The sequence below is a fragment of the Actibacterium atlanticum genome, from assembly GCF_000671395.1.
GTDB lineage: Bacteria > Pseudomonadota > Alphaproteobacteria > Rhodobacterales > Rhodobacteraceae > Actibacterium_D > Actibacterium_D atlanticum.
On record NZ_AQQY01000003.1, the window covers coordinates 249,036 to 275,731 of the forward strand.

The 26,696-nt window shown below is 60.0% G+C and carries 29 protein-coding genes and 1 tRNA gene; 16 read left to right on the forward strand and 14 right to left on the reverse strand.

The genetic code is table 11. From position 1 onward, the window contains the following. The first annotated feature begins 3 nt into the window (after nt 1-3). A complete protein-coding gene (locus ATO10_RS06980) occupies nt 4-417 on the forward strand; it encodes a globin family protein (protein WP_035249754.1) in 414 nt (137 codons plus the stop codon). A gap of 95 nt (nt 418-512) precedes the next feature. Here the strand turns inward: ATO10_RS06980 and rpsO are convergent, their stop codons facing one another. The 3 genes from rpsO to ATO10_RS06995 all read right to left on the reverse strand — a co-directional run bounded on the left by rpsO (nt 513) and on the right by ATO10_RS06995 (nt 2,234). Beyond that, nucleotides 513-782, reverse strand: a complete 270-nt coding sequence (gene rpsO / locus ATO10_RS06985; RefSeq protein WP_035249756.1) for a 30S ribosomal protein S15 — start codon at nt 780-782, stop codon at nt 513-515. A 120-nt stretch (nt 783-902) separates the two neighbouring features. Further along, nucleotides 903-1,187, reverse strand: coding sequence for a DUF5665 domain-containing protein (locus ATO10_RS06990; RefSeq protein WP_035249758.1), 285 nt, complete (start codon nt 1,185-1,187; stop codon nt 903-905). A 69-nt stretch (nt 1,188-1,256) separates the two neighbouring features. Next, nucleotides 1,257-2,234, reverse strand: coding sequence for a calcium-binding protein (locus ATO10_RS06995; RefSeq protein ID WP_035249760.1), 978 nt, complete (start codon nt 2,232-2,234; stop codon nt 1,257-1,259). Between the two features lie 254 nt (nt 2,235-2,488). On the opposite strand from ATO10_RS06995, the gene ATO10_RS07000 reads away from it, so the two are divergent. Then, a complete protein-coding gene (locus tag ATO10_RS07000) occupies nt 2,489-2,881 on the forward strand; it encodes a hypothetical protein (RefSeq protein ID WP_035249762.1) in 393 nt (130 codons plus the stop codon). On the opposite strand, the gene ATO10_RS07005 is transcribed toward ATO10_RS07000, so the two are convergent. From ATO10_RS07005 to rbfA, 5 genes are all read right to left on the reverse strand, one after another. Next, entirely contained in the window at nt 2,878-3,384 is a 507-nt protein-coding gene (locus ATO10_RS07005) for a DUF1643 domain-containing protein (protein ID WP_035249909.1), read from the reverse strand. The two genes, ATO10_RS07000 and ATO10_RS07005, sit on opposite strands and share 4 nt — an antisense overlap. A 40-nt stretch (nt 3,385-3,424) precedes the next feature. Then, a complete protein-coding gene (locus ATO10_RS07010) occupies nt 3,425-4,282 on the reverse strand; it encodes a DUF2189 domain-containing protein (RefSeq protein ID WP_035249764.1) in 858 nt (285 codons plus the stop codon). Nucleotides 4,283-4,428: 146 nt separating this feature from the next. Beyond that, entirely contained in the window at nt 4,429-5,331 is a 903-nt protein-coding gene (gene truB / locus ATO10_RS07015) for a tRNA pseudouridine(55) synthase TruB (protein ID WP_035249766.1), read from the reverse strand. 55 nt (nt 5,332-5,386) lie between these two features. Further along, a complete protein-coding gene (locus ATO10_RS07020) occupies nt 5,387-6,130 on the reverse strand; it encodes a phosphodiester glycosidase family protein (RefSeq protein ID WP_051597995.1) in 744 nt (247 codons plus the stop codon). Further along, on the reverse strand, nt 6,117-6,527 hold the full coding sequence (rbfA, locus tag ATO10_RS07025; RefSeq protein ID WP_035249768.1) for a 30S ribosome-binding factor RbfA: 411 nt from the start codon (nt 6,525-6,527) through the stop codon (nt 6,117-6,119). The genes ATO10_RS07020 and rbfA overlap by 14 nt, the downstream gene beginning before the upstream one ends. 97 nt (nt 6,528-6,624) lie before the next feature. On the opposite strand from rbfA, the gene dapB reads away from it, so the two are divergent. Beyond that, nucleotides 6,625-7,434, forward strand: a complete 810-nt coding sequence (gene dapB / locus ATO10_RS07030) for a 4-hydroxy-tetrahydrodipicolinate reductase (RefSeq protein ID WP_035249770.1) — start codon at nt 6,625-6,627, stop codon at nt 7,432-7,434. Between the two features lie 21 nt (nt 7,435-7,455). Here dapB and ATO10_RS07035 read toward each other — a convergent pair whose 3' ends face one another. Then, on the reverse strand, nt 7,456-8,793 hold the full coding sequence (locus ATO10_RS07035; RefSeq protein ID WP_051597996.1) for a DEAD/DEAH box helicase: 1,338 nt from the start codon (nt 8,791-8,793) through the stop codon (nt 7,456-7,458). Nucleotides 8,794-9,176: 383 nt separating this feature from the next. On the opposite strand from ATO10_RS07035, the gene ATO10_RS07040 reads away from it, so the two are divergent. Continuing rightward, the gene (locus ATO10_RS07040; RefSeq protein ID WP_238323415.1) at nt 9,177-9,458 is read left to right on the forward strand and encodes a dihydrodipicolinate reductase; all 282 of its coding nucleotides are present in this window, start codon (nt 9,177-9,179) and stop codon (nt 9,456-9,458) included. Here ATO10_RS07040 and ATO10_RS07045 read toward each other — a convergent pair. Beyond that, complete coding sequence (locus ATO10_RS07045) at nt 9,455-9,640, reverse strand: DUF1674 domain-containing protein (RefSeq protein ID WP_035249775.1); 186 nt, start codon at nt 9,638-9,640, stop codon at nt 9,455-9,457. The two genes, ATO10_RS07040 and ATO10_RS07045, sit on opposite strands and share 4 nt — an antisense overlap. Nucleotides 9,641-9,711: 71 nt before the next feature. Here ATO10_RS07045 and ATO10_RS07050 point away from each other — a divergent pair, with 71 nt between their 5' ends. From ATO10_RS07050 to ATO10_RS07095, 10 genes are all read left to right on the forward strand, one after another. Continuing rightward, the gene (locus ATO10_RS07050) at nt 9,712-10,989 is read left to right on the forward strand and encodes an RsmB/NOP family class I SAM-dependent RNA methyltransferase (protein ID WP_035249777.1); all 1,278 of its coding nucleotides are present in this window, start codon (nt 9,712-9,714) and stop codon (nt 10,987-10,989) included. 77 nt (nt 10,990-11,066) lie between these two features. Beyond that, nucleotides 11,067-12,824 carry a heparinase II/III family protein gene (locus tag ATO10_RS07055; RefSeq protein ID WP_051597997.1) on the forward strand — a complete coding sequence of 586 codons (1,758 nt, stop codon included), beginning with the start codon at nt 11,067-11,069 and terminating at the stop codon, nt 12,822-12,824. A gap of 20 nt (nt 12,825-12,844) precedes the next feature. Next, nucleotides 12,845-14,434, forward strand: a complete 1,590-nt coding sequence (gene purH, locus ATO10_RS07060; RefSeq protein WP_035249778.1) for a bifunctional phosphoribosylaminoimidazolecarboxamide formyltransferase/IMP cyclohydrolase — start codon at nt 12,845-12,847, stop codon at nt 14,432-14,434. Between the two features lie 9 nt (nt 14,435-14,443). Next, a complete protein-coding gene (gene lspA, locus ATO10_RS07065; RefSeq protein ID WP_035249780.1) occupies nt 14,444-14,914 on the forward strand; it encodes a signal peptidase II in 471 nt (156 codons plus the stop codon). Nucleotides 14,915-14,967: 53 nt separating this feature from the next. Further along, nucleotides 14,968-15,492: a DUF3035 domain-containing protein gene (locus ATO10_RS07070; RefSeq protein WP_035249782.1), complete on the forward strand. Its 525-nt coding sequence runs from the start codon at nt 14,968-14,970 to the stop codon at nt 15,490-15,492. 88 nt (nt 15,493-15,580) lie between these two features. Continuing rightward, nucleotides 15,581-16,933: a M16 family metallopeptidase gene (locus ATO10_RS07075; protein WP_035249784.1), complete on the forward strand. Its 1,353-nt coding sequence runs from the start codon at nt 15,581-15,583 to the stop codon at nt 16,931-16,933. Further along, nucleotides 16,930-18,243 carry a M16 family metallopeptidase gene (locus tag ATO10_RS07080; protein WP_051597998.1) on the forward strand — a complete coding sequence of 438 codons (1,314 nt, stop codon included), beginning with the start codon at nt 16,930-16,932 and terminating at the stop codon, nt 18,241-18,243. The genes ATO10_RS07075 and ATO10_RS07080 overlap by 4 nt, the downstream gene beginning before the upstream one ends. A 134-nt stretch (nt 18,244-18,377) precedes the next feature. Continuing rightward, nucleotides 18,378-20,195, forward strand: a complete 1,818-nt coding sequence (gene mutL / locus ATO10_RS07085) for a DNA mismatch repair endonuclease MutL (protein WP_035249786.1) — start codon at nt 18,378-18,380, stop codon at nt 20,193-20,195. Beyond that, on the forward strand, nt 20,192-21,409 hold the full coding sequence (locus ATO10_RS07090; RefSeq protein ID WP_035249790.1) for a DNA recombination protein RmuC: 1,218 nt from the start codon (nt 20,192-20,194) through the stop codon (nt 21,407-21,409). The genes mutL and ATO10_RS07090 overlap by 4 nt, the downstream gene beginning before the upstream one ends. A 95-nt stretch (nt 21,410-21,504) precedes the next feature. Continuing rightward, nucleotides 21,505-21,822 (forward strand): DUF3775 domain-containing protein, encoded by a 318-nt coding sequence (locus ATO10_RS07095; protein WP_035249791.1) that lies wholly within the window; start codon nt 21,505-21,507, stop codon nt 21,820-21,822. A gap of 70 nt (nt 21,823-21,892) precedes the next feature. On the opposite strand, the gene ATO10_RS07100 is transcribed toward ATO10_RS07095, so the two are convergent. Continuing rightward, nucleotides 21,893-22,444 carry a cysteine hydrolase family protein gene (locus ATO10_RS07100; RefSeq protein WP_035249794.1) on the reverse strand — a complete coding sequence of 184 codons (552 nt, stop codon included), beginning with the start codon at nt 22,442-22,444 and terminating at the stop codon, nt 21,893-21,895. A 57-nt stretch (nt 22,445-22,501) separates the two neighbouring features. Here ATO10_RS07100 and ATO10_RS07105 point away from each other — a divergent pair, with 57 nt between their 5' ends. Further along, a complete protein-coding gene (locus tag ATO10_RS07105; protein ID WP_035249797.1) occupies nt 22,502-23,434 on the forward strand; it encodes a GlxA family transcriptional regulator in 933 nt (310 codons plus the stop codon). A gap of 5 nt (nt 23,435-23,439) precedes the next feature. Here ATO10_RS07105 and ATO10_RS07110 read toward each other — a convergent pair whose 3' ends face one another. The 3 genes from ATO10_RS07110 to ATO10_RS07120 all read right to left on the reverse strand — a co-directional run bounded on the left by ATO10_RS07110 (nt 23,440) and on the right by ATO10_RS07120 (nt 25,685). After that, nucleotides 23,440-25,233 (reverse strand): PHA/PHB synthase family protein, encoded by a 1,794-nt coding sequence (locus tag ATO10_RS07110; RefSeq protein WP_081806456.1) that lies wholly within the window; start codon nt 25,231-25,233, stop codon nt 23,440-23,442. Nucleotides 25,234-25,415: 182 nt separating this feature from the next. Next, nucleotides 25,416-25,541: a type B 50S ribosomal protein L36 gene (ykgO, locus tag ATO10_RS07115; protein ID WP_010141322.1), complete on the reverse strand. Its 126-nt coding sequence runs from the start codon at nt 25,539-25,541 to the stop codon at nt 25,416-25,418. Nucleotides 25,542-25,610: 69 nt separating this feature from the next. Beyond that, nucleotides 25,611-25,685: transfer RNA gene (locus ATO10_RS07120), tRNA-Val, on the reverse strand. A 153-nt stretch (nt 25,686-25,838) separates the two neighbouring features. Here ATO10_RS07120 and ATO10_RS07125 point away from each other — a divergent pair. Continuing rightward, the gene (locus tag ATO10_RS07125; protein ID WP_051597999.1) at nt 25,839-26,696 is read left to right on the forward strand and encodes an N-formylglutamate amidohydrolase; all 858 of its coding nucleotides are present in this window, start codon (nt 25,839-25,841) and stop codon (nt 26,694-26,696) included.

Consider the following 26,696-nt stretch of genomic DNA (forward strand, 5'->3'; position numbering starts at 1 on the left):
GACATGAACGATTCTGAAATCACACTGATCCAGGAAAGCTTTGCCAAAGTGGTGCCCATCAAGGACGCCGCCGCCGAGATTTTCTATGCGGATCTTTTCGAAACCGCGCCCGAGGTGAAGCCCTATTTCGCCAACTCGGACATGAAAGAACAAGGCTCCAAGCTGATGGCAACGTTGGGCGTTGTCGTCAACGGGCTGCGCGATCTGGACAAGATCGTGCCCGTCGCACAGCAGCTGGCCATCGGCCATGTCGACTACGGCGTGAAAGCCGAAGACTATGGCAAGGTCGGCGCGTCGCTTTTGCGCACCCTTGAAAAGGGTCTGGGCGAGGCGTTCACACCCGAGGTCAAATCGGCCTGGACCACCGCTTATGGCACCTTGTCCTCGGTGATGATCGAAGCCGCTTACCCCGAGTAAGCCGGTCCGATACGGGCTGTCTTCAAAGGTTTAAACCATTAAAAAATCCGCCCCCAAAAGGGCGGGTTCGTTAATACATTCTGTAAACCTTGGCCTTAGCGGCGGATGCCCAGCTTTTGGATGAGGTCGGTGTAACGCGCCTCGTCTTTGGCCTTGGTGTAGTCCAGCAGCTTACGACGCTGAGCAACCATTTTCAGCAGGCCGCGACGGCCGTGGTTGTCTTTCTTGTGCGTCTTGAAGTGCTCGGTCAGGGTGTTGATGCGCGAGGTCAGGATTGCGATCTGAACTTCGGGCGAACCGGTGTCGCCTTCTTTGGTCGCGAACTCTTTGATCAGGCGTGTTTTTTCTTCAACAGTAATCGACATCGGGGTCTCCTTCTTGTTGATGGCGCAAGCCGGGATGTCGTCCAGCAGGGCCCATGGAGGGAATGGTCAGAATCGACCGGATGCGCGCGTATAGGGGATTTTGTCGGTGATGGGAAGGGGTTACTGCCCGTTCTGTATTTCCTGAGCGATCATTTTGGCCCATTCGCCGATGATCGGGATCAATTCGATCTGGCTTAGGAAGTAAACCGCGACAGAAACCAGAAAAGTCGCGCCGATCACCGTGCCCAACCCCATCGCCAGGCCGCGCAAAAAATTGAAACCCACCAGCCCGAACCACGAGTCATGCGCGCGCACGAAACGGTGGTTGTTCAGCAGGTCCAGCTCCTGCCGCAGCGCGGCCAGTTCTGCCCTCAAACTTTCGGTATCTGATTGATTTTGTTCCAAAACCCGCACCCTTGCTGCGAAATGATCGGGGGCAGGTTACCCCGCGATCCGCGCAGCGCCAAGGGCGGATCAGGCCGCTATTGCAGCGTTCAGCGTGCTTTCGGCAACCAGCGTGATGTGATCGCTTGCCAATCCATCGGCCCCGGCAACTTCGGTCAGCAGCAGTCCGTCCAACAACACGATGACATTGTCCGGGTTCTCAGCCGAAGGCTCGATCGTCACTTCGGGGTCCGGATGGGCGGTGTCATCATAAAGAACCACCAAGGCATCTTCATCACTGTTGAAATCTGCAATGAAAGCAGGGGCATCATCTATCCAGTCGCCAACCGCAAAGGTATCGGCACCCAGATCGCCGGTGGCATAGTCGTCACTGCCCAAAACCAGCAGATCATCGCCTTCACCGCCGTTCAGATAGTCCCGTACACCGTCGTCTGAAATCTCACCAGTATCGGCATCCACCGTGCCGCCAACCAGCACGTCATCCCCCAGATTGCCGTTCACGTTGTCCATGCCCGTGCCGCCGATGACGGTGTCATCACCTTCGCCCCCCATGGCATTGTCATCCCCGTCGCCCGCATCCAGTTGGTCATGGCCAGGGCCGCCGATCAGGGTGTCATTTCCTGCACCGCCCTCCAGAGTATCATCCCCGGATTGGCCCAGCAGTTCATCAAATCCATTCCCACCGATGATGGTGTCGTCACCAGTATCGCCTTCCAACAGGTCGTCACCTTCGCCGCCCAGCAGGATATCGTCATCTGCGCCGCCCAGCAGGGTGTCGTCACCCGCGCCACCGTCCAGCATGTCATCCCCGGCCGAGCCATATCCGACATCATTGCCCCAGAAGGCATAGATCGAGTCGTCGCCAGCCCCGCCCTGCAGCGTTTCGGACTCATCGGTCCCTTCAATCGGCATCTGATCGTCGCCATTTTCGTCGCGACTGGTATCTAGATCATCCTCTTGTCCGTTTTCGCCTTTGCCCAGCAAATCGCCAACGTCCAGAGACATTCCAACCATCAAAGCGCCAAGAAGACCGGCCAAACCCAACATGTTACGTTCCTTGCAACTCGACTCGCCCATAGCGGGAAAGTCAACCAGATCATATCACCAACACAAATCCCGAGGTAGATGTTTGTGATTCGATGGTTAAACGAGTGTTGCTGTGAAATCCCGAATTGGTTTCCAATTGGTTAACAGAACCGGGTGATCACGCTGTTTGACGCGTAAAATCGCGGGCTTGCGCCGGTATTTTGGCGGCTCTGCCTGAACGTGATAGGCTGCGCTGTCTAAAGGAGTGCACGCCTATGATTGCCGCATTGCTGCTGATGCTGGGGTACCTGACCGCCGGGATGGTGATGGACGCGTTCTCGGACTCTGAGGAGTCTTCAACGTCTGAACCCGAGGCCGAGGAGGCGCAGCGGCCCGAAGAGAACCTTTTGGACGACATCAACATACAAGAGACCTTGGCAGAACCTGTTCCGCCTCTGGCCGAGGTGCCGGTAATCCCTGATTTTGTAGCCGGTGAAGATGTGTTGGTTGTGCTGTTGGACGATGATGCGGACGCGGAGACGCAAGAAATCGAATTACGACAGACCCAGACCCTGACCGAGCTTTGGCTAAATGGCGCGGTGATTGCCGCCGTCGACGCGAATGCGGGCTTGGACCCTGCGGATGTATTTATGGGTCGCGCGGGTTAAGCCCAGAGTTCGGGCTGCTGCGTATAGGCAATGTAGAGCGGATGCTTGGGATGCCCCGCCTTGGACAGCCCCAGATGATACAGCGGCAGGCCGGTTTCGCGCAGCAGGCTCTCCATCCGCGCGCCACGATCCAGATGCGCGCCATGCGTGCCCCAGGCACAGACGATCTGATCGGCCCAAGGGCAGCTGTCCAGAATGGTGCGATCATTTTCCGGCCCCACCGGATCAGCCGCCGCGCGCATTTTGCGCGGGTCTGTATCGCGCCAGGCAAAGATGTTGGTCACCCGAAAAGCCCCAAAACCCAGCGCCCGTGCGCGGCGTTCGCAGCGTTCAACGGTGGGGTCATTCTGGACCTCGGTCGCGGTTGACGGGTTCAGCATGATGAACAGCGCCTTGCGGCCCTCTGGCGCCCAGATGCGGGTCAGGGCATAGCGGTATTTCTCGCAGTCGGAGTAGATTGCGGTCGAGGCGGCATCGTCTTTTTGAAAGGTCCGGGTGATCATGGCGCAAGGTGTGACAAACGCCATGATCCTTTGCAAGCGGTCAGTGCACCGCGCGGCGATAGAGATGCCAGCTGGCGTGGCCCAGAACGGGCATCACCACGATCAGGCCCAGAAACATCGGCAGCGAACCCAGCACCAGCAGCACGGCGATGACAAAGCCCCATGCACCAATGGTCACGGGGTTTTTGCGGGCCACTTTGATGGATGTGGCTACGGCTTGGGGCACGCCGACATTACGGTCCAGCAACAGCGGAAAGGCCACGTTGCCCACCACCAGCACCAGCGCCGCAAACAGGGCGCCCACGGGCACGCCGATGAGGATCAGCCCAGCCCCGGCTTCGGTGCTGAAGACCATTTCCATGAAGGCCATCAGCCCCATTCCGGAAACCGGCCCAACGGTTTCGCGCAAAATCACATGGGCGGCGATCATCCAGGCGGTGAAAATCACCACCAGATACATGCCCAGCACGACAATCGGCCCGATCCGGGGCGATCTGATCACATGAAGCCCATGCGCCCAAGTGCTGGGACGCCCCATTTCGCGCCGTCGGCTCATTTCATACAGCGCGATGGCGGCAAGCGGACCCAGCAAGGCAAAGCCCGACGCGAAGGGGAACAGGTAGGGCGCGAAGCTGCTGTTGAACGCGGCAAGCGCCATTAGCGCGCCGATCAGCGGGTACATGATCACGATAAACATCACATCAGTGCGCAGCGCGACGAAGTCCTGCACGCCTTTGCGCAGCGCGATGCTGATATCCTGAAGCTCGATCTTTTGCACTTTGGGCGGGGCATGTTCGCGATCGCCGCCGACATGGGCGGCGGCTTCTCCGACATAGCGTCCCGTCGCGCCAATGGCATCGACGCTCCAGCTAAGTGGGTTTCCGATAGTTTTGACCATGATGTTCCTCCCTAGACTGGCCGTGATAGGCCGTCTCGGCGTTCCGCCATGGTGCGGGTTGGGCAAGGCTGGCGGAAGGCCGCGGCGAACCCGTTTGTCCTAACCTATCAGATTTTCGAACTTTTTTCGAACACAACCGCGAGAGGTTACTGGTTGAACACGCGGCTGGGGTGCAGTTCGCCCGCCTTATAGCGGCCCACGGCCACGGCTTTGCCTTGATAAGATGCCCAAGCCTCGTCGCCATATTCCACGTCCGAGGCGATCACCATGCCCGGATTGCCGTTGCGCAGCTTTGCGGCGCCTTCAGGGGTGCAGGTCAGTTCAGGCAAGTCGGCCAGCCCGGTTTCCAGCGGCACCAGATGCGCGTCCAGCGCCGGGTCTTTGGCCAGCGCGTCGACCTGCTCCATGGTGATGCCATCTTTGGCCTCAAACGGGCCGGACCATACCCGGCGCAGTTGGCGCACATGGCCAAAGCAGCCCAGCGCGTCGCCCAGATCGCGGGCAATCGAACGAACGTAGCCGCCTTTGCCACAGACCATCTCAAGCGTTACGTGATCGGCATCGGGGCGGCCCAGCATGACCAGGCTTTCCACGAACAGCGGACGCGCGGCGATCTCGAATTCTTCGTCGTCGCGGGCCAATTTATAGGCGCGCTCGCCGTCGATTTTCACCGCCGAGAACTTGGGCGGGATCTGCATGATATCGCCAATGAACTGGGGCAGGGCAGCGCGGATGTCATCATCCGATGGGCGCAGATCGCTTTCAGAGATCACTTCGCCCTCTTGATCGTCGGTGTTGGTGGCCTGCCCCAGACGCACGTCAAAAACATAGGCTTTCAAAGCGTCAGTGATGTAGGGCACTGTCTTGGTGGCCTCGCCCACGGCGACGGCCAGAACACCGGTGGCCTCGGGGTCCAGCGTGCCCGCGTGCCCGGCCTTTTTCGCGTTCAGCGCCCAACGCACCTTGTTGACCACAGCGTTCGAGCTGATCCCGGCGGGTTTATCCACCACCAACCATCCAGAAATGTCGCGTCCCTTGCGGCGGCCCATGTGCGTGTCTCCGATTGCGATAAGCTGCGGGTGCTACAAAAGCGATGCGCGCCCGTCAACGGGGCAAATCAACGACGGCGCCGACAATCGGCCCCATCGGAAAGCCACCGTCGTGGCGGTTCAGGTCCGGCGCATAAAGGCGCGAGACCTTGCCATCGAAATACAACGCATTGGGTGTTTTCAGCGCATCGCGAAACAGCAGGCCGAAATCATAAAACCGCACCGGCTGGTTTGAGATCGCGAAATGTACCAATCCCTGTTCATCCACGCCCACCCCGTTGCGGGTGTACAAAGAGTCGCTTTCGGGCAGAAAACGGGGGTGCAACGCGCCGTCGATTACCAGCATCGGCCCGGACTGCGTGGCGAAACGACATGTCCCTTCGCGATCCGCAAAGCCGCGCGATTCGATCACGGCGGCACTGCCGCCCGGCGCAAGACAGAACACCCCATTGGGCAGCAAGCCGAAGTTCCCCGGCCCTTCCGAGGTGATGATCCGCATCTGTTGGTCAAACTCTTCGACATAAAGGCCGACCGGGCTGCGGTCTTGGTGAAACATGCCCGCGTTCATCGCAAAGCTCAGCGCTTTGCCGTCGCGTTCCAGCATTTGATCAACACGGCGAAAGCTGCCCAGAAGGTCGTCGCCATCAACCCTGAACAGACGCAGATCAGCGCGGGCAGGGTCAAAGCTGCAAACGGTATAGGAATTGCCGTCCTTGGTCAGGTCGCGGCAGTCTGCATGGGCGATTGCTGGCACAGCCAGCAGCAACAAGGACAGGCAGAGGCGCTTAAGCCTCTTCATTGTCCCTACCCAGATCACGCCGCACGTTGTCTTGCGACAACAGACGGCGGGTTTCGTCCATCTGATCGAAGGTCACATCCAGCTGAAACTTCAGGTCCGGCGTGTGTTTCAACGCCATCTGCTTGCCGACCAGACGGCGCAGCTCCGATTTGTTGCGGCGCAGGGCGGACAAAGCCTCTTCGGCATGCTCCCCGCCCAGCGGCAGCACAAAGGCCGTGGCCATTTTCAGATCAGGCGTGGTGCGCACTTCGCCCACGGTGATCGACATCCGGCCCAGTTCCGGGTCATGCACATCGCCGCGCGCCAACACCTCGGATAAGGTCCGGCGGATCAGTTCACCCACGCGCAACTGGCGCTGCGACGGCCCGCGGCCGCTATTAAAGTTGTTCTTTGCCATGGGCTGCATCTAAGGCTTTGAACGCGGCCGCGCAAGCGGGGCTTTGCTTGGGCGGGTGGCTGGGCTAAACCGTGCGGGTCGAATGCAGGAGAGTGCCATGACTGATCTTCCCGGTATCGTAATCGCCGGTGCCTCGGGCCGGATGGGCCGGATGTTGCTGCGCGCCGTGGTGGAAAGCCCGGACGCGCGCCTTGTGGGTGCGGTGGAGCGTGCGGGAAGCGAATACATCGGCAAGGACGCGGGCGTTTTGATCGGCGAAGAAGATTTGGGCGTCACCGTCACCGATGACCCGCTTGAGGCGATGGCCAAGGCACAGGCGGTGATTGATTTCACCAGCCCCGCCGCGACAGTCGAATTCGCCGCTTTGGCGGCGCAGGCGCGCGCCGTGCATGTGATCGGCACCACCGGGTTGATGCCCGACGATCTGGCCAAAATCAAAGCCGCCGCCCGCCATGCGATTGTTGTGCGTGCAGGCAATATGAGCCTGGGTGTAAACCTGTTGACCCAGCTTACCAAAAAGGTCGCCGCCGCACTGGATGCCGATTTCGACATTGAGATCATCGAAGGCCACCACCGTCACAAGGTTGATGCGCCTTCGGGCACTGCGCTGATGCTGGGTGAGGCCGCCGCTGAAGGGCGCGGGGTGGATCATGATGAAATGGCCGTGCGGGGCCGCGACGGGATCACCGGCGCGCGTGAACGCGGCACCATCGGTTACAGTGCCATTCGGGGCGGGGATATCGTGGGCGAACATGACGTGTTGTTCGCCGCGGATGGCGAGCGCATCGTGCTGCGCCACATCGCCACCGACCGTCGTATCTTTGCGCGCGGGGCGCTGAAAGCCGCCCTGTGGGGCCAGGACAAGCATCCCGGCGAATATGACATGGTGGATGTGTTGGGCCTGTAAGCCCAACACTGTTTTCTTGGTTTAGCTGCCGTCTGCGCCCAGCATCCGGGTCAAACCGGCACGGGGTGCATCGCCCCCGCCCGAGTTGCCACCCTTGCCGCGGCGACGCCGATTGCGGTTACGCTTTGCAGGGGCGCCTTCACGGCGTGCTTCGGATTTAGGCGCCGGGTTGCGGCGGCTTTTGTTGCGATTGCCCTGCTTCTTGGCTGGCTTTTTGGATTTTGCCAGAGCCGCGCCCTCGCCATCCATTGCGCCAAAGTTCTTGCCAACCAGTTTTTCGATGTCGCGCAGCAGCAGGCGTTCTTCGTTGCTGCAAAAGGCAATCGCCTTACCTTCGCGTCCGGCGCGCGCGGTGCGGCCGATGCGGTGGACATAGCTTTCGGGCACATTGGGCAGATCATAGTTGATCACATAGGCCACGCCGGGGATGTCGATGCCGCGTGCGGCCACATCGGTGGCGACCAGAATAGTGATCTCGCCCTCGCGGAAGGCTTTGATCGCGCGGTCGCGCTGACCCTGACTTTTGTTGCCATGGATCGAGGCGGCGTTATAGCCATCGGCGACCAGCTTTTTCATCAGCCGCTCAGCGCCGTGTTTGGTGCGGGCAAAGACCAGCGTAAGCGCATCCAGATCCTCGGAAAGGATTTCACGCAAGCGATGCGGCTTTTGCCCCTGCTCCAAGAATTCGACCGCTTGTTCGATCTTGTCCGCGGTTTTCCCCGGGGGCGAGACCTGAACCTTTTGAGGGTTGGTCAGATACTGCTGGCTTAGCTGCTCCAGCTGCTTGGGCATGGTGGCCGAAAACAGCATGGTCTGGCGCGGCGTGCCCAGTTGGGGCGCGATTTTGCGCAGCGCATGAATAAAGCCCATGTCCAGCATCTGGTCGGCCTCGTCCAGCACAAGATAGCGCACGGTCGACAGCTTTACTGCGCCGCGATCCATCAGGTCGATCAAACGGCCCGGTGTGGCAACCACAATATCGGTGCCGCGCTCTAAGGCGTTGATCTGACGGTTGATGGACTGGCCGCCGACAATGGTCGTGACCTTGGTTTTGGTGCCTTTCACCAGCGGACGCAGGTTGTCGGCGATCTGGTTGACCAGTTCGCGAGTCGGCGCCAGCACCAGTGCTTTGGCGGTTTTGGGCGCTGGGCGCCCTTGTTCAGCCAGCAGCTGGTCGACGATCGGCAGGCCAAAGGCCAGCGTCTTACCAGTGCCGGTTTGGGCGAGGCCCAGAATATCATGCCCATCCAGCGCCAGCGGGATCGCCTTTTGCTGAATCGGGGTCGGTTGGGTGAAGTTGGCGTTCTCCAACGCCGTCAATATCGCGGGGCTAAGCCCGAGCGAGGGGAAATTTGACACGTGTCATCCTTTGCGAGGCGCAACAGGCCATTGCCCGCGCACCAATATCAGGCCGCCCACCGTGGGCGGCGCAGTCAGGGTTCGCCGAAATCAAGGACACATACAGGCGACTCCTGCATGGACTGGTCCGGCCAACAGAACCCTGCGTGATGGGAACCGGGAGGTATCGCTGTTGCGCCCGCCGGTATCAAATCCGGGGCGCGGCCTGCTCACGCGGCAGCGCAGCGATAGGGCTGATCTATAGGTTATTGGGGAAAAAGCAAGAGTGATCCAAACCCGCACTCTTTGCGTAGAGCAAGTAGGAGGGCATGAAGATGCGCGTAATTTCAGTCTTTTTACTTTGTTTGTTGCCTGCCTCGGCGATGGCGGACGGATTTCAGCCAGTGACAGATAAAAACCGATTTGTGGAACTGATTCAGGATAAAAACCTGAAACGTTTTGGGGTTGTTCTGCGGGTGTCACCGGAAGGTGCCATAGCAGGCAGCGCTTTTGGCTATGACATCACCGGCCAGTGGCGGTGGGAGAACGGCTATTTCTGCCGCACCATGAGCTATGGTTCGGGCGATGTGCCGGACAATTGCCAGATGGTGCTGGAGCGCGATGATACGCTGCGGTTTATTTCTGACCGCGGGCAGGGCGACAGGGCTGATCTGCGCCTGCGTTAGAAATCAATCGCGATTCCCTTTTTCTCCCAATCGCCGTAGCGGACAGGCTCGGGGCCATCGCGCCCACCCAGTTCCACCGGGCGCTTTTGGGCTTCGGCTTCGGCCTTCTTGCGGCGTTCTGCGGCCTCGGCCAGCGCGCGCTGGGCGGCGGGGGGCAGGTCTTTGGGCGTGTCTTGCGACATTTTCGACTCCTTGTGGGCTTGTCTGCCTTGATATACGTGCAGCAGATGGTTCGGCAAGATGAGGCCCCTTAATGGCAAAAGCACCTGATCAGATACGGCTCGCGGCGGTGCAATTGATGCATGGCGTGTTGGAAGAGCGCCTGTCGATGGCTGAAATGACGGGTGAATTTGGGCCGCTGGACGGAATGGAGCCCGCCGCAAAGGCGCGGGCGCAACGTCTGGCCCTGTCGGCACTGCGCCACATGGGCAAGGCAGATGCCATCATGAAGCCGCTGCTACGCAAGCACCCGCCGATGGATGTGCGGCTGGTCCTGTATCTGGGCATTGTCGAGATGCTTGAAGAAGGCTCTGCCCCGCATGGGGTGGTCAGCGCCTGCGTCGATCTGCTGAACATGCACCCCCGCACCCGATCATTGGGGGGGCTGGCCAATGCGGTGCTGCGCCGCGCCTCTGAATACACGCCCGAACAATGGCAGGCGTTGGAACCGACTCGGATGAAAGGCTGGCTGCGAGGCCGCTTGGAAAGCAAGCTGGGACGCGCCAGCGTGGTGTCGCTTGAGGTTGCCCATGCCAAACCCGCGCCGCTGGACCTGACGCCCAAGGATGGCGACGCCGCCAAATTGGCAGACCTGTTGGGCGGCGAGGCCTTGCCGCAAGGCTCGGTTCGGTTGCAAGACGCCAAACAAGTGTCAAAACTGCCCGGATTCGATACCGGCGATTGGTGGGTGCAGGATGCCGCTGCTGCAATGCCCGCCAAACTGTTAAACGCGCAACCAGGCGAAAAAGTCGCCGATATCTGCGCTGCGCCGGGGGGTAAAACCATGCAACTGGCTGCGGCCGGGGCGGATGTGACGGCGCTGGATATTTCCAAATCGCGTTTGGCGCGGCTGGACGAAAACCTGACCCGTACCAAGCTGAAAGCCGAGGTTCAGCGTGGTGATTTTCTGACGTGGACGGCAGGGCCGTTCGACGCGATTCTGCTGGATGCGCCCTGTTCGGCCACCGGTACCCTGCGCCGCCATCCCGACTTGCCCCATGTGCGCAACGGCAAAGACATCAAACCCTTGTTTGAACTGCAAGCGCAGATGATCGACCGGGCCGTTGACCTGCTTAAACCCGGTGGGCGCATGGTTTACTGCACCTGTTCGCTGCTCCCGGAAGAGGGCGAGGATCAGCTGAAAGGCGCTTTGGAGCGTCATGCGGATCTGTCCACCGAAGCCCTGAGCCACGAATGGATCGAGGATGGCTGGCGCGATGCGCAAGGTGGCCTGCGGTTGCGGCCTGATTTCTGGGCTGAACGTGGCGGGATGGATGGCTTCTATATCGCATATCTGCGCAAATCGGCCTAAGGCGGACTTGATCGGTGACAGCGGCCCCCGCGCCGCGTATGGTCGCGCGAAAACGGCGATCAATCAGAGCAGACCCCATGGTAACGGCATCGCATAGCGGCAGTTGGAAAACCCGGCGCAGCGGCTTTTTGAACAAGGTGCATGCGCGGCTGGCCACCCGGGCCGAGCCGGCGACCGGGTTCACCTCGCAGCCAGAGCCGCGCACCATTGGCAGTTTTGCCCGAGGCCGACAGTTGTGCGCCGGTAATATCCTGCTTGCCGGCTATCTGGTCGAAGCCCCGGATACGATGGTCTGGGATCTGCCCATGCCGTCCGAAGTGTTCGAGGAAGAACTGCACGGCTTTACCTGGCTTGATGACCTTGCAGCGGTGGGCGATGCGCCTGCGCGGGCCCGGGCGCAAGGTTGGACACAGGAATGGATCGCGCGTCATGGGCGCGGGCGGGGCGTTGGCTGGTCGCCTGATCTGACCGGGCGCCGGTTGATCCGATGGATCAACCACGCTTTGTTTTTGCTGTCTGGCCAGGAAAGTGACGCCTCTAGGGAGTTTTTCCGTTCGCTGGGCCAACAAACGATCTTTTTGTCGCGCCGCTGGAAAAGCGCAGCGCCCGGATTGCCCCGGTTCGAAGCGCTGACCGGGCTGATTTATGCCGGGCTGGCGTTGGAAGGCATGGACAAACACGTTGGCCCGGCGATCAAGGCCTTGGCCCGCGAATGTGCCGAGCAGGTCGATGATCAAGGCGGTATCCCGACCCGCAACCCAGAAGAGTTGCTTGATGTGTTTACCCTGTTGACCTGGGCCGCGCAGGCACTGGCAACGGCGGGGCGGTCGCCCTCGCAAGCGCATATGGAGGCGATTGAACGTATCGCCCCTACCTTACGGGCGCTGCGCCATGCCGATGGCGGTTTGGCGCGCTTCCACGGCGGTGGCCGCGGCATGGAAGGACGGCTGGATCATGCGCTGGCCGCATCTGGCGTGCGGGCCCGCACCAACACCGGATTATCGATGGGGTATGGACGGCTGTCTGCCGGGCGCACCTCGGTGATTGTAGACGCCAGTGGGCCACCCATGGCGGAGGTGTCTTATAATGCCCATGCTTCGACACTGGCGTTTGAACTGACCTCTGGACGTCGCCCACTGATCGTCAACTGCGGCTCGGGGGCCTCGTTTGGGCCGGAATGGCGCCGAGCGGGGCGGGCAACGCAAAGCCACTCGACCCTGGCAATTGAAGGATATTCCTCGGCCCGGTTGGGGCCCAAACGCCTGATTGCGGGCCATGCGCGCGAACTGCTGGTTGATACCCCTTCTGAGGTCGGCATGCAGAAGGTGGATGATGAAAGCGGCCATGCCTTGACCGTTTGGCACAACGGTTATGGGCGGACTCATGGTCTTGTGCATGCGCGTGATCTGACCTTGTCGCCGGACGGGCGGTCTTTAGGCGGCGAGGATACGCTGGGGGCCTTTAACCGGGCACAGCGCGAGATGTTCGACCGCCGGTTCGAAGGGTCCAGAAACGAAGGCATCGCCTATGCTTTGCGGTTCCATCTGCACCCGGATGTGGACGCGGCGCTGGATATGGGCGGCACGGCTGTGTCGCTTGCGCTGAAAAGCGGCGAGATCTGGGTGTTCCGCCATGACGGCCACGCCGAACTGTTGTTAGAGCCTTCGGTTTATCTGGAAACCGGGCGTTTAAAGCCGCGCGCCTCGCAACAGATCGTTTTGGCGGCCCGCGCAACCAAACATGCCAGCCAGATCAACTGGACGCTGGCGAAGGCACAGGATACACCGCAGGGGATTCGTGATCTGGCGATGGATGACCCTCTGTCGCTTGAATGAGCCTAGAGAAAGAACCGTTCATGACCGACCTCGTGCCGCTGCGCCGCGCCCTTATTTCCGTATCCGATAAAACCGGGCTGATCGACTTTGCCAAAGCGCTGGATGCGCGCGGGGTGGCGTTGTTGTCGACGGGCGGCACGGCCAAGGCAATCCGCGACGCAGGCCTGCCCGTGACCGACGTGGCCGAGGTCACTGGTTTTCCCGAGATGATGGACGGCCGCGTCAAGACCCTGCACCCGATGGTGCATGGCGGTTTGCTGGCGCTGCGCGACAACGATGACCACGTCGCGGCCATGCAGGAACACGGCATCAACGCCATCGACCTGCTGGTGGTGAACCTTTATCCGTTCGAAGAAACCGTTGCCAAAGGTGCCGATTACGACACCTGCATTGAAAACATCGACATTGGCGGCCCGGCGATGATCCGTGCGGCGGCAAAGAACCATGGTTTCGTTAACGTGGTGGTGGATGTCGAAGATTACGGCGCGGTTCTGGCTGAGCTGGACGCCAATGACGGCCAAACCTCCTTGGGCTTCCGCCAGAAGCTGGCGCAAAACGCCTATGCCCGCACCGCGGCCTATGACGCGGCGGTCAGCAACTGGATGGCCGATGCGATCAACGTCGAGGCCCCGCGCCGGCGCGCTTTTGCCGGCACCATCTCGCAAACCCTGCGTTACGGTGAAAACCCGCACCAGTCGGCGGCGTTTTACACCGACGGTTCGGCCCGCCCCGGCGTGTCCACCGCACAGCAGCATCAGGGCAAGGAACTGTCGTACAACAACATCAACGACACGGACGCCGCGTTTGAACTGGTTGCTGAGTTTGACCCGACGGACACTGCAGCCTGTGCCATCATCAAACACGCCAACCCGTGTGGCGTGGCCAAGGGCGCGTCCTTGACCGAGGCTTACAAAGCCGCGTTTGATTGCGATCAGACCTCGGCCTTTGGCGGGATCGTCGCGCTGAACCAGCCGCTGGACGCTGATACCGCGCGCGAGATCAGCCAGATTTTCACCGAGGTGGTAATCGCACCGGGTGCTTCGGACGAGGCAAAAGAGATTTTCGCCGCCAAGAAAAACCTGCGCCTGCTGACCACCGATGGCCTGCCCGATGTGCTGGCTGGCTCGAACACCGTGCGTCAGGTTGCTGGTGGCCTGCTGGTGCAGGACAAGGATGCCGGTTTTGTGGGCATGGATGACCTGAAGGTCGTCACCAAAAAGGCCCCGACCGAGGAACAGATGCGCGATCTGCTGTTTGCTTGGAAAGTCGCCAAGCACGTGAAATCCAACGCGATTGTCTATGTCAAAGATCAGGCAACCGTGGGTGTGGGCGCCGGTCAGATGAGCCGCGTCGACAGTGCCCTGATCGCCGCCAAAAAGGCTGAACGCATGGCCGAGGCCCTGGGCCTGCCTGCACCGCTGACCCAAGGCTCGGCCGTGGCGTCGGATGCGTTCTTCCCCTTCCCCGACGGCTTGCTTGAAGCCGCAGCGGCGGGGGCAACCAGCGTGATCCAGCCCGGCGGCTCGATGCGCGACAAAGAAGTGATCGAAGCCGCAGACGAGGCCGGTCTGGCCATGGTCATGACCGGCATGCGCCACTTCCGCCACTAAGGTTCGCTCATGCGTTTGACCGCCCTGATTGCCGCCATTGTGTTCATCGCCGATCAGGCGATGAAATACGCTGTGGTCTATGGGCTGGATTTGCAAAACAGGTTGGCGGTGGATGTTCTGCCGCCTTTCCTGAATCTGCGCATGGCGTGGAATCGCGGCGTGAACTTTGGCCTGTTCACCTCGGACGCCGATGTGATGCGCTGGGTTTTGATCGCGATTGCGGTGTTAATCAGCGGTTTCGTGCTGGTCTGGGCGGCGCGGGCCCCACGCAGCACGCGCGTTTACCTGTCGGTTGGTTTGCTGGTGGGCGGAGCGCTGGGCAACGCTGTGGACCGCGTGGTGTTTGGCGCTGTCGCCGATTTTCTGAACATGTCCTGTTGCGGTTTTACCAACCCCTATTCGTTCAATCTGGCCGACATCACGATCTTTGTCGGGGCGTTGGGGCTGATTGCTTTTGCCGATGGTGACAAGACCACGTGACGCGCCGCGCTGCTTGCGTTAAACAGAGCGCCAGAAGGGTTAAGGAGAGTTCAATGCGTGCAGTGCAGATCGTAGCGTTGATCGCCGTAGTGGCAGGTGTTCTGTCAGGCTGTTCGCGTGGCGATAAGACGCCGCAGTTGATGAATATCCGCTCGGATGGCCCCGACGAATTTGCGATTCTACCCAACAAACCGATTGAACTGCCTCAGGATCTGGCGGCTTTGCCTGCGCCCACCCCGGGCGGCGCCAACCGGGTTGATCCAACGCCACAGGCCGATTTGGTAGCTGCACTGGGCGGCAATCCTGCCCGTTTGGCGGAAACAGGCGTACCGCGTTCGGACAGTGCGCTGGTCAGTCAGGCCGCGCGCTTTGGCACCGCCGCCGGCATCCGGCAAACCCTTGCGGCAGAAGACCTCGAGTTTCGCCGTGACAACAGGGGCCGCGTTTTGGAACGCCTGCTGAATGTCAGCGTTTACTATCGTGCCTATTCAGAGCAATCGCTTGATCAGCGCGCCGAGCTTGAACGTTGGCGCCGTCTTGGTGTGCGCAATGTTGGTGCTCCGCCCGAGGCGCAGTAAAATCTGTCCCGGTCACAACCGCGTAGGTGGCAATTGATTTTTCGCCATCAAGACGTAGCTTTCTACATATGTCATTCAGGAGATCCGCATGCCTCGATTTATTCGGCAGTGTCTGAAAGCGCTTGCCTGCGCCCCGTTCATGGCCCTGCCTGCGCTGGCCGACGAGGTGACCAGTTTCACGCTCGACAACGGTATGGATGTCGTTGTGATCGAGGATCACCGCGCACCGGTCGTTGTGCATATGGTGTGGTATCGTGCCGGCGCAGCTGACGAACCCCCGGGAAAATCCGGCATCGCGCATTTTACGGAACATCTGATGTTCAAAGGCACAGAGGCTTTTCCCGGCGGCGCGTTTGGTGACATCGTCGAAGCCAATGGCGGATCGGACAATGCGTTTACCTCGTGGGATTACACGGGGTATTTTCAGCGTGTCGCAGCGGACCGTCTGGCGCTGATGATGGAGATGGAGTCAGATCGGATGACCGGCCTGACCCTGACAGACGAAGATGTACTGCCCGAACGCAATGTGGTGCTGGAAGAGCGCAACCAGCGCACCGAAAACAGCCCCGGCGCCTTGTTCGGCGAACAACGTCTGGCGGCACAATATCTGAACCATCCTTACAGCATACCGATCATCGGCTGGAAATCTGAGATCGAGTCGCTAAACCGCGAAGATGCTTTGGCGTTCTATCGGGCGAAATACGCGCCCAATAATGCCATTCTGGTGGTCGCTGGCGATGTTGAGCCGCAAGAGGTCAAGGCCTTGGCCGACACCTATTACGGTGGCATTCCGGCGAATCCTGATCTGGCGCCGCGGGCGCGTCCGCAAGAGCCGCCACAATTGGCCGAACGGCGGATCGCGTTCAGCGACCCCCGCGTTTCGCAGCCCTATGTCAGCCGCAGCTATCTGGCCCCTGAACGCGATCCGGGCGATCAGGAAACCTCGGCTGCGCTGGTTTATCTGGCGGCTATTCTGGGCGGCGAAGGGGCGACCTCGGTGCTGGGCGAAAAGCTTGAGTTCGAACAGAAATCCGCGATTTACAGCGCGGCTTTCTATGACGGGACACGTTTGGATGACACGACATTCAACCTGATCGTTGTGCCTGCCGAAGGCGTGGGCCTGCAAGTGATCGAGGACGCGATGGATGCGGTGATTGCGGATTTCATGGAAACCGGCATCGACGAAGAGCTGTTCGAAAGCCTTAAGATGCAACTGCGCGCCAGCGCGATCTATGAAAAAGACAGCATTCAGGGACTTGCCCGCAAATATGGCGAAGCACTGACGTCGGGGCTGACCGTTCAGGATGTTCAGGCCTGGCCGGATGTGCTGCAGGCGGTGACTCGTGAAGACGTTATGGCGGCGGCTGAAATGATCTTTGATCGCAACAAAGCCGTGACTGGTTGGTTGCAGCGTGCTGAATCGGTAGAGGTGACCCAATGATCCGTTTTGCTTTGACAGCGGCTTTCGCCGCATTGGTCGCGCTGCCCGTTCAGGCCGATGTCGACATTCAGGAGATCACGTCACCCGGTGGCATTACCGCGTGGCTGGTGGAAGCGCCGGAAATTCCGATTGTGTCACTTGAGTTGCGGTTCAAGGGCGGGGCCAGTCTGGATGCGCCGGGCAAGACCGGGGCAATCAACCTGATGGCGGGCCTGTTGGAAGAGGGGGCTGGCGATCTGGATGCACGCGGGTTTGCCAAGGCGCGCGACGCCATGGCGGCGTCGTTCAGCTTTGATGTCAGCCGCGATGCGATGTCGGTATCAGCGCAGTTTCTGACCGAAACGCAGGATGCGGCAGTGGACCTTCTGCACATGGCACTGGTGGATCCAAAGTTCGAAGACGCGGCTCTTGAACGCGTGCGCAGTCAGGTCATGTCGTCGTTGCGGTCTGACCTGAAAGACCCGGATACCATTGCCGCGCGGGCTTTCCGTGAGCTGGCTTTCCCGGATCACCCCTATGGGCTTCCCACCGAGGGGACCCTGGAAACCGTCGAGGCGTTGACCCGGGATGATCTGTTAAGCGCCAAGGCCCGTGTTATGGCACGTGACCGTTTGGTGGTGTCGGCAGTCGGAGACATTGACGCCGAAACATTGGGTGCCTTGCTGGACAAACTGGTTGATGGCTTGCCCGAGACCGGCGCACCGATGCCTCAGGATGTGATCTATGATCTGGCAGGGGGCGTGCAGGTGGTGCCGTTTGATACGCCACAGTCCGTCGCGATTTTCGGACAGCGCGGAATCAAACGGGACGATCCCGATTTCTTTGCTGCGTTCATTTTGAACTCGGTTGTGGGGGCAGGCGGGCTGACCTCGCGTCTGATGGAAGAAGTGCGTGAAAAGCGGGGCCTGACCTATGGGGTATATTCCTATCTGGCGAGCTTTGATCACGCTGAGATTATCATGGGTCAGGTGGCGTCGGCCAATGACCGGGTGGCCGAGGCGGTGGATGTGATCCGCGCAGAATGGGCGAAAGCCGCGTCCAAGGGGTTGAGCGCCGAAGAGCTGGAGCGCGCCAAGACCTATTTGACGGGCGCCTATCCGCTGCGATTTGATGGCAATGGTCGGATCGCCAATATCTTGGCCGGGATGCAATTGGACGGATTGGGCCTGGATTACATTGCGACACGTAACGACAAGGTCCGGGCAGTGACGCTGGAAGACGTGAACCGCGTGGCAGCAGAATTGTTGGATCCTGAGAACCTGTTCTTTGTCGTCGTTGGTCAGCCCGAGGGGCTGGAGAGCACCAACTGATCCGTTGTTAAGCGGACGCCCTGCGGGCGAAGAGATATCTCGCCGCGGGGCGGCTCGGGCGGGTGGGTGCCGCACCGTGGTGAGTAGAATTCTTGCATGGGCGAATCGGCCATGGGTATGCTAGTTCTAGTGTTATGAACTCACCCAACCCCAATATAAGCCCAGATCGGCCCGTTATTCGGCAGCTGGATGAAGCGGCGATCAACCGGATTGCGGCGGGCGAAGTTGTGGAGCGGCCTGCCTCGGCGGTGAAGGAGTTGGTTGAGAATGCTCTGGACGCGGGTGCGGGGCGGATTGAGGTCTGCATCGCCGATGGCGGCAAGACGCTGATCCGCGTGACTGATGATGGTCATGGCATAGCGCCAGAAGACCTGCCCTTGGCGCTGAGCCGTCATGCGACTTCCAAGATTGATGGCACGGACCTGCTGAATATCCACTCCTTTGGGTTTCGCGGCGAGGCGTTGCCAAGTTTGGGAGCGGTCGGGCGGTTGAAGATTACGTCGCGTGCAGGTGCTGCTGCCGGAGAAATCGTTGTTTCAGGCGGCGCGCATGAAACGGTACGTCCGGCGGCCTTGGGCAAAGGCACGGTCGTGGAATTGCGCGACCTGTTTTATGCCACGCCCGCGCGGTTGAAGTTTCTGCGCACGGACCGGGCTGAGATGCAGGCGATTTCTGACGTCGTGAAGCGCCTTGCCATGGCTGAGCCGCACGTGGGCTTCACACTGCGCGATGTGTCAGGCGGTGGTGAGGGGCGGGTGACGTTCCGCGCCGACCCCGAAACCGGAGATATGTTTGAAGCCCTGCATGGGCGTCTGGCTCGTATTCTGGGCGCTGAGTTCGCCGAGAACGCGTTGGCGATTGATGCCGAACGCGAAGACATCCGCCTGACCGGCTATGCCGCCTTGCCGACCTATTCGCGTGGGTCTGCCGTGGCGCAGTACCTGTTCGTCAATGGCCGCCCGGTGCGTGACAAGCTGTTGATCGGTGCGTTGCGCGGCGCTTATGCCGATTTCTTGTCTCGGGACCGTCACCCGGCTGCGGCTTTGTTCATCACCTGTGATCCGCATCGGGTGGATGTGAACGTTCACCCCGCGAAATCCGAAGTGCGGTTCCGTGAACCGGGCTTGGTGCGCGGGCTGATCGTATCGGCCTTACGCCATGCCTTGGCTGACGCGGGGCATCGGGCCTCGACCACTGTTGCCGGAGCGACCTTGGGCGCGATGCGGCCTGAACCGATGGAACCGCGGGTGTATCAGATGGATCGGCCCAGCCTTGGCCAGCGCCCTATGCCGCCCAGCCCGGGGTTTGCGGAAACCATGGCGCCTTCGGCTCGGGTTGAGGAAGTCATTGAACCGCCACAACCGGTTGAGGAACTGCCGCTGGGCGCCGCCCGCGCGCAGGTGCATGAGAATTATATCATCGCGCAGACGGGCGATGGAATTGTGATTGTCGATCAGCACGCCGCCCACGAACGGCTGGTCTATGAGAAGCTGAAACGCCAGATGGCGGAAAACGGGGTGGCCTCGCAGGCGCTGCTGATCCCCGAGATTGTCGAGTTCAGCGTGGGGGATTGTGCGCGTTTGCTTGAGATCGCCGATGAATTGGCCAAGCTGGGGCTGGTGATCGAACCCTTCGGCGGGGCCGCCATTGCAGTGCGCGAAACGCCCGCTGTTCTGGGTGAGGTGAACGCCAAAGCCATGTTGACCGATGTATTGGATGAACTGTCCGATCTGGGCGACAGCCAAAGCGTGAAAGCCAAGATCGAGGCGATCTTAAGCCGCGTGGCCTGCCATGGCTCTATCCGTTCGGGCCGTTGGATGCGTGGCGAGGAAATGAACGCCTTGCTGCGCGAAATGGAGGCCACGCCCCATTCTGGCCAGTGCAACCATGGCCGCCCGACCTATGTTGAACTAAAGCTGGCGGATATCGAAAAATTATTTGGCCGCACATGACTGATCTGAACGCCCTTTCCCAAAATCCTCTGATCTGGGCCGCCGGTGGCTTTGCCCTTTTGGTGTTGATTCTGCTGTTCATGGCGGTGCGCCGTGCCGGGCAATCAGCTCAGATGAGTGCGCCATTGATTTACCAAATGGACCAGCTGGACAAACGGGTGCAATCGCTTTCGGACGGTCAGCATCAGCTGGCGGGTGGGTTGAACCATGTGTCCGAAGCGCAGGCCAACAGCCAGTCGCAGGTTTTGCAGACCATGGAACTGCGCCTTGCCGAAGTGCAGCAGCGGATGAACGACACCCTTCATGCCAGTGCACTAAAATCGGTCCGCACCATGGCGGACCTGAACGAGAAGCTCGATAAAACTCTGGGCGCAAACAGCGAGAAAACCACCAAGTCGCTGACCGAGCTGCAAGAACGCCTGGCCACAATCGACAAAGCGCAGGCGAATATCGAAAAACTGTCAGGCGATGTTCTGAGCCTGCAAGACATTCTGTCGAACAAACAGACCCGTGGCGCTTTTGGTGAAATCCAGCTGAATGACATTGTCAGCAAGGCTTTGCCCGCCGACAGTTTCACCCTGCAGGCGACGCTCTCCAACAACCGTCGCGCCGATTGCCTGATCCACCTGCCCAACCCACCCGGTCCGATCGTGATCGACAGCAAATTCCCGCTGGAAGCCTATGAGGCGCTGCGCAACGCGCAGGATCAGCGGCAGCTGAACGAGGCGGCGAAAATGCTGCGCACCTCGGTCAAGGCGCATATAAATGCGATTTCGGAACGCTACATCATCGACGGCGAAACCGCTGATGGGGCATTGATGTTCCTGCCGTCAGAAGCGGTCTATGCCGAGCTTCATTCGAACTTTCCCGAACTGGTGCGCGAAGGGTTCGACAAGAGGGTCTGGATCGTGTCGCCGACCACCTGCATGGCGACGCTGAATACCATGCGCGCGATCCTGAAGGACGCGCGCATGCGTGAACAAGCCGGAGCGATCCGCAAGGAATTGTCTATGTTGTTTACCGATGTGAACCGTCTGGGCGACCGGGTTGAGAACTTGGATCGCCACTTCCATCAGGCTTCAAAAGACATATCGGAAATTAAGATTTCGGCTGAAAAAGCAGGGCGCCGAGCCAAGCGGCTGGACAATTTCGACTTCGAAGAACTGGCCCCCGACGACGGCGGCCGGGTTGTGCCGCTAACACGCACTGAGTAGCCGTTCCTACGCCGCTTCTTCTTGCGCCCGCCCGGCGCATGTGCCTTTCTGTTCTTAGCGCGACACCCACTATGCTTCGCCAAAGGAGGACGGACATGCTTGATATTAGCCCCCGCAAAGTGGTGCATATCATCTTTCAGGCCCGTGAGAAAAACTGGGCCGAGGCAGAGCTGCGCGCCTTTATCGCTGGGTTGAACGACGACGAAAAAGCCAGCCTGACAGCGATTACATGGATCGGGCGCGACACTTTCGATGCCGACGATCTGGAAGAGGCCATCGCCACCGCCCGCGCCGAAGCCACTGCCCCAACCGAGGATTATCTGGTGGGCATGCCTTTGTTTGCGGATTATCTGGAAGACGGCTTGGAAAAGCTGGGAATCTCGCCCACGGACGAGGAAGAAGAGTTTCTTTGAACCTCGTGCCGTCGGTCTGTGATCTGACCAGATTTTGGTATCCGGTCAGATCCGGTGGCATGCGAAGTGCCTATAGACACTCTTGTGTGCTGAGCACCTGTGCATAAGCCATGGCCAGCGGTGCCATGATCGTGGCGTGAACCTGTTTGGCAGGCACATCGACGCCGTTGTAAGTGACATCGGGCGCGGCGCAGGCATCTTCCGCGACTGTCACGGCATAGCCCATATCCGACGCGGCCCGGACCGTTCCATCAATGCAGACGTGACTCATGGCGCCGCAAACGGTGACATCGCTGATTTGCGCCTCTTTCAGCATGCTTTCCAGATTGGTGTTCTGAAAGCTGTTGATCGCATGTTTTTGCACAACCGTTTCACCCGGCTGTGGCGCGACGCTTGCGTGGGTCTCGCTTCCGGGTGTGTCGGGCAGGAAAAACGGGATGGTTTCGGGGGCCGCGATATGGCGCACATGCACGACAAGCGTGCCATTGCTGCGGGCTGCGGCCAGTAGCTTTGCGGCGTTCTCGGCCGCGGCATCCATGTCGGGCAGCGGCATTTTTGCGCCCGCATAGCTGGGGAAATAGTCGTTCTGAATGTCGACAAGTATAAGTGCTGAATGGGTCATGTTGTCCTCCTGAAGTAGCGTATACAGGCGGATTGGCGGGGCCTACGATTGGCGATTATGACGAATGATGTGCAGCACACGCCAAGCATTGCGATCATCGCTTATGAAGGCGTGCAGATGTCCGCCGTGCTTGGGCTGAGCGATCTGTTTGCGGTGGCCAACGATATGTCCCGGGGCAGTGACGCCGCGCAGCTCGAGTGTCATATCCTGCGTCCCGGCGCGCTGTCCGCAGATGAACGTTTCGCGGTGGTGATCGTCCCGCCCAACCTGTCAGATGTCCGTGGATCAGATGACCAAGACCTTCATTCCTGGCTTGGGGTGCAGCATCGCGCGGGCGCGGTTCTGTGTTCTGCTTGTGCCGGGGCGTTCTGGTTGGGGCATGCGGGGGTTCTGGATGGACGGCCCGTGACCACGCATTGGACTCTGGCCGAGCTGTTCGAGCAAAAGTTTCCGGCGGCGCGGCTGTGCCCCGAACACCTGTTGATCGACGACCACGACATTGTCACCGCCGGAGGGGTCATGGCGTGGATCGATCTGGGGCTTCACGTTATCAAACTGTACCAAGGGGCCGAGGTGGTGACCAAAACCTGCCGCCACATGCTGATTGATCCAGCTGGTCGCGCGCAGGAAGAATACCGCAGCTTCCGCCCGCATCTGACCCATAAGGACGATGCGGTGCGGCAGGTTCAGCTGTGGATCGAAGCCCACCCGGACAGTGAATTGACCCTGGCGGCGCTGGCCGGGCAGGTCGCCATGTCCGAGCGTTCATTGCAGCGGCGCTTTACCGAAGCCACCGGGCTGCCGGTCAATCGCTATGTTCAACAGGTGCGGATCGAAAAAGCCAAAGGCTTGTTAGAACGCACCTCTCTGAGCGCCGCCGAGATCAGTTGGAGCGTCGGCTACAAGGATCTTTCGTCGTTTTGCCGCACGTTCAAATCCATTTGCGGGCTCAGCACCGGGGAGTACCGGCGGCGATTCTCGGTGCAGTAACCCGCTTAGGTTTGATAAATATAGCTGCCCGGCGCTTTGCCCAGCAGCGGTTTGCTTTCCAGCCCCATGGCAGGGGGCGTGCCCAGTTCGCCGCTTTTGTCGTGCAGCCATCCAAACCATTCGTCCCACCATGAACCTTCTTGGCGGTCGTGACTCGCCAGCCATGTATCGGGGTCCATGTACCGCGCACCCGGTGCGCGATGGCCGATCCGGAAATGCCGCCCCTTGTGACCCGGTTCAGACACGATACCACCGTTATGCCCGCCTTTGGTCAGCACAAAGGTCAGGTCCCCATCCGTAAACAGCGTGGTTTTGTAAACGGAATGCCATGGCGCGATATGGTCTTTTTCGGTGCCGACAATAAAGAACGGCGCTTTGATATCCTTCAGCGCGATCACCCGGCCATCCACCGCGAACCGGCCTGACGTCAGGCGGTTTTCCATGAACAGGGACCGCAGATATTCGGAATGCATCCGATATGGCATGCGGGTGGCGTCGATGTTCCAGACGGAAATGTCGAAATCGCCATCCTCGGCCGCCAGCAGGTAACGCCGCACCGCGCGGGTCCAGATCAGATCCTCGGCGCGCAGCGCCTGAAATGCCCCGGCCATCTGTTCCTGCGCGAGATAGCCCTGATCCCACATCATGTCTTCCAGAAACGCGATCTGGCTTTCGTCCAGAAACAGCATCAGTTCACCGGCTTCGGTGAAATCTGTCTGGGCGGCCAACAAGGTGACAGAGGCCAGCCTTTCATCCCCATCCCGCGCCATGGTCGCGGCGGCAATTGACAGGATCGTCCCCCCCAGACAGTAGCCGCAGCTATGAATTTTCTGATCGGGCACGATCTGTGACACCGTGTCCAAGGCCTCCATCACACCCAGGCGGCGATAATCATCCATCGACAAATCGCGCTGGTCGGCGGTGGGGTTGCACCATGAAATACAGAATACGGTGAAGCCCTGCGCAACCAGATGCCGGATCAGCGAGTTCTGCTGCCGCAGGTCCAGAATATAGTATTTCATGATCCACGCAGGGACGATCAGCACCGGCTCGGACCGGACCTGTTCGGTTTGCGGCGCGTATTGGATCAGTTCGAACAATTCGTTGCGATAGACCACTTCTCCCGGAGTCGCGGCCAGATTTTCACCGACGTGGAACTGACTTTTGGGGGCCTCATGTTCCTGCGTGATCTGCGCCAGCATGTCCTTGGCAAAGTTCTGCGCCCCTTCGCGCAGATTTGCCCCGTGTGTTTTCAACGTTTCCTGTAAAATCTCGGGGTTCATAATCGGAGAGTTGGACGGCGAAACGATATCCAGCATCTGGCGCACCATAAAGGCAACGCGGTCCGTGCTTTTGTTGCGGGTGCCGCGCACTTCTTCGGTGGCAGCATCCCACCAGTCTTGCGACGCCAGAAAGCTCTGCTTCCACAGGCTGAAGGGCGACTCGTTCCAGCCCGGGTGATTGAAGCGACGATCTCCGGCATGGGGTGAAAACGGCGGCGCGCCTGCACCCATGTTCATCGCAAAGCGGGTCAGCTTCCAGGCATTGCGCGAGGCGTGTTCGGCAAGTTCCATCTGCCTGCCCGGCGCGCGCCCAAGATGCATCATCCAGTCGGCCCAAGCAGCGCTGGAAGCATGCACCGATATCCCGTGGGTCATCCGCGCCGTCATGGCGCGCACGGCACGATCCAGCGTGTCCATTGGATGCTGGCTGGGAGGTTCGGGCAAAGCCGGGGGCAACGGGGTGGGCAGATTGGCGGTTGCAATCGGGGCGGGTAAACTTGTTTGGGTCTGGGTCATCATCACGCTCGCGCTGTTACAGACGGGTACGTCTGCGCAAGTGTTGCCCCTGATTTTGCGCCCTTTCCTTGAGATGGCTCAAGGAATTGCTGCGATTGCAAAGAAACGCAGCGTCGAGTCGGCCCTCCAAAGCAAAAGGCCACCCAAAAGGGTGGCCTTTGCGTTTGATCTTGCTAGATCGCTCAGCCCTGGCGGGCTTTGAAGCGGCGCTGAGTCTTGTTGATCACATAGACACGGCCTTTGCGGCGCACGACGCGACAGTCGCGGTGACGCTGCTTGAGCGAGCGGAGCGAGTTACGAACCTTCATGGTCTTCTCCTCATTCGCGGCGCGCGGGCGCCTGGTTGCAGTTCAGCCCTGACAAGGGCAAAGAATTCATGGTGGGCGGTACTGGGATCGAACCAGTGGCCACTACGATGTCAACGTAGTGCTCTACCGCTGAGCTAACCGCCCATGACCAACATTTGCCTGCCCTATCAAACAAGAATGACGCGGCAGGCCCGCGTCGGTGGTGGGTCTATAAAAGGAGTCGGATTGCTGTTCAAGTGCCTTTTGACATGGAACGAAATCCAGTACTAACTAATTGTGACAGGAGGAGCGTTTACGGTGACTGACCCCTATAAACTGGCCCTGCCCGCGCACAGAGACACGAGCGTGGTTTATTCGTCGCCCCACAGTGGGCGCGATTACCCGTGGTCTTTTGTGAAAACGGCGCAGTTGGGGGAACGTGCGTTGCGTTCATCCGAGGATGCTTTCATTGATCTGCTGTTTTCCGATGCCCCGCGACAGGGCGCGCCGTTATTGGCGGCGACCGCACCGCGTGCCTATCTGGATCCAAACCGCGCAGCAGATGAACTGGACCCTGCTTTGATCGAAGGCGTGGAACGCCGAAGCCACAATCCCCGCATTGCCTCGGGGCTGGGTGTTGTGCCGCGCGTTGTGTCAAACGGGCGGGTGATCCGATCAGGCAAAATATCCAAGCTTGAAGCCAAACGGCGCATCGAAAAGTTCTGGCATCCCTACCATGCCCGCCTGCAAAGCCTGCTGGGCGAAAGTCACAAGATGTTCGGCGAGGCGATCCTGGTGGATTGCCACTCCATGCCGCACGAAGCGCTGGACAACGTCGCCCGCAACGGCCGCATCCGTCCTGACATCGTTCTGGGGGACCGTTTTGGGGCCAGCGCCCGGTCGGACATTCTGGACCGCCTTGAAGAGGTTTTTTCCCGCTCGGGCCTGAAAGTTGCGCGCAACACCCCCTTTGCCGGGGCGTTCATCACCCAACATTATGGCAGCCCGTCCCGGGGGCAACACGCCATTCAGATTGAGATTAATCGCTCGCTCTATATGCACGAGCGTGAAGTCAAACCGAATCGTAACTTTGACACCTTCCGGTCGCTGATCTCGAGGGCGATTGCCGATATCAACGATATCGGTCGCAAAGACCTGCGTCTGGCGGCAGAGTAA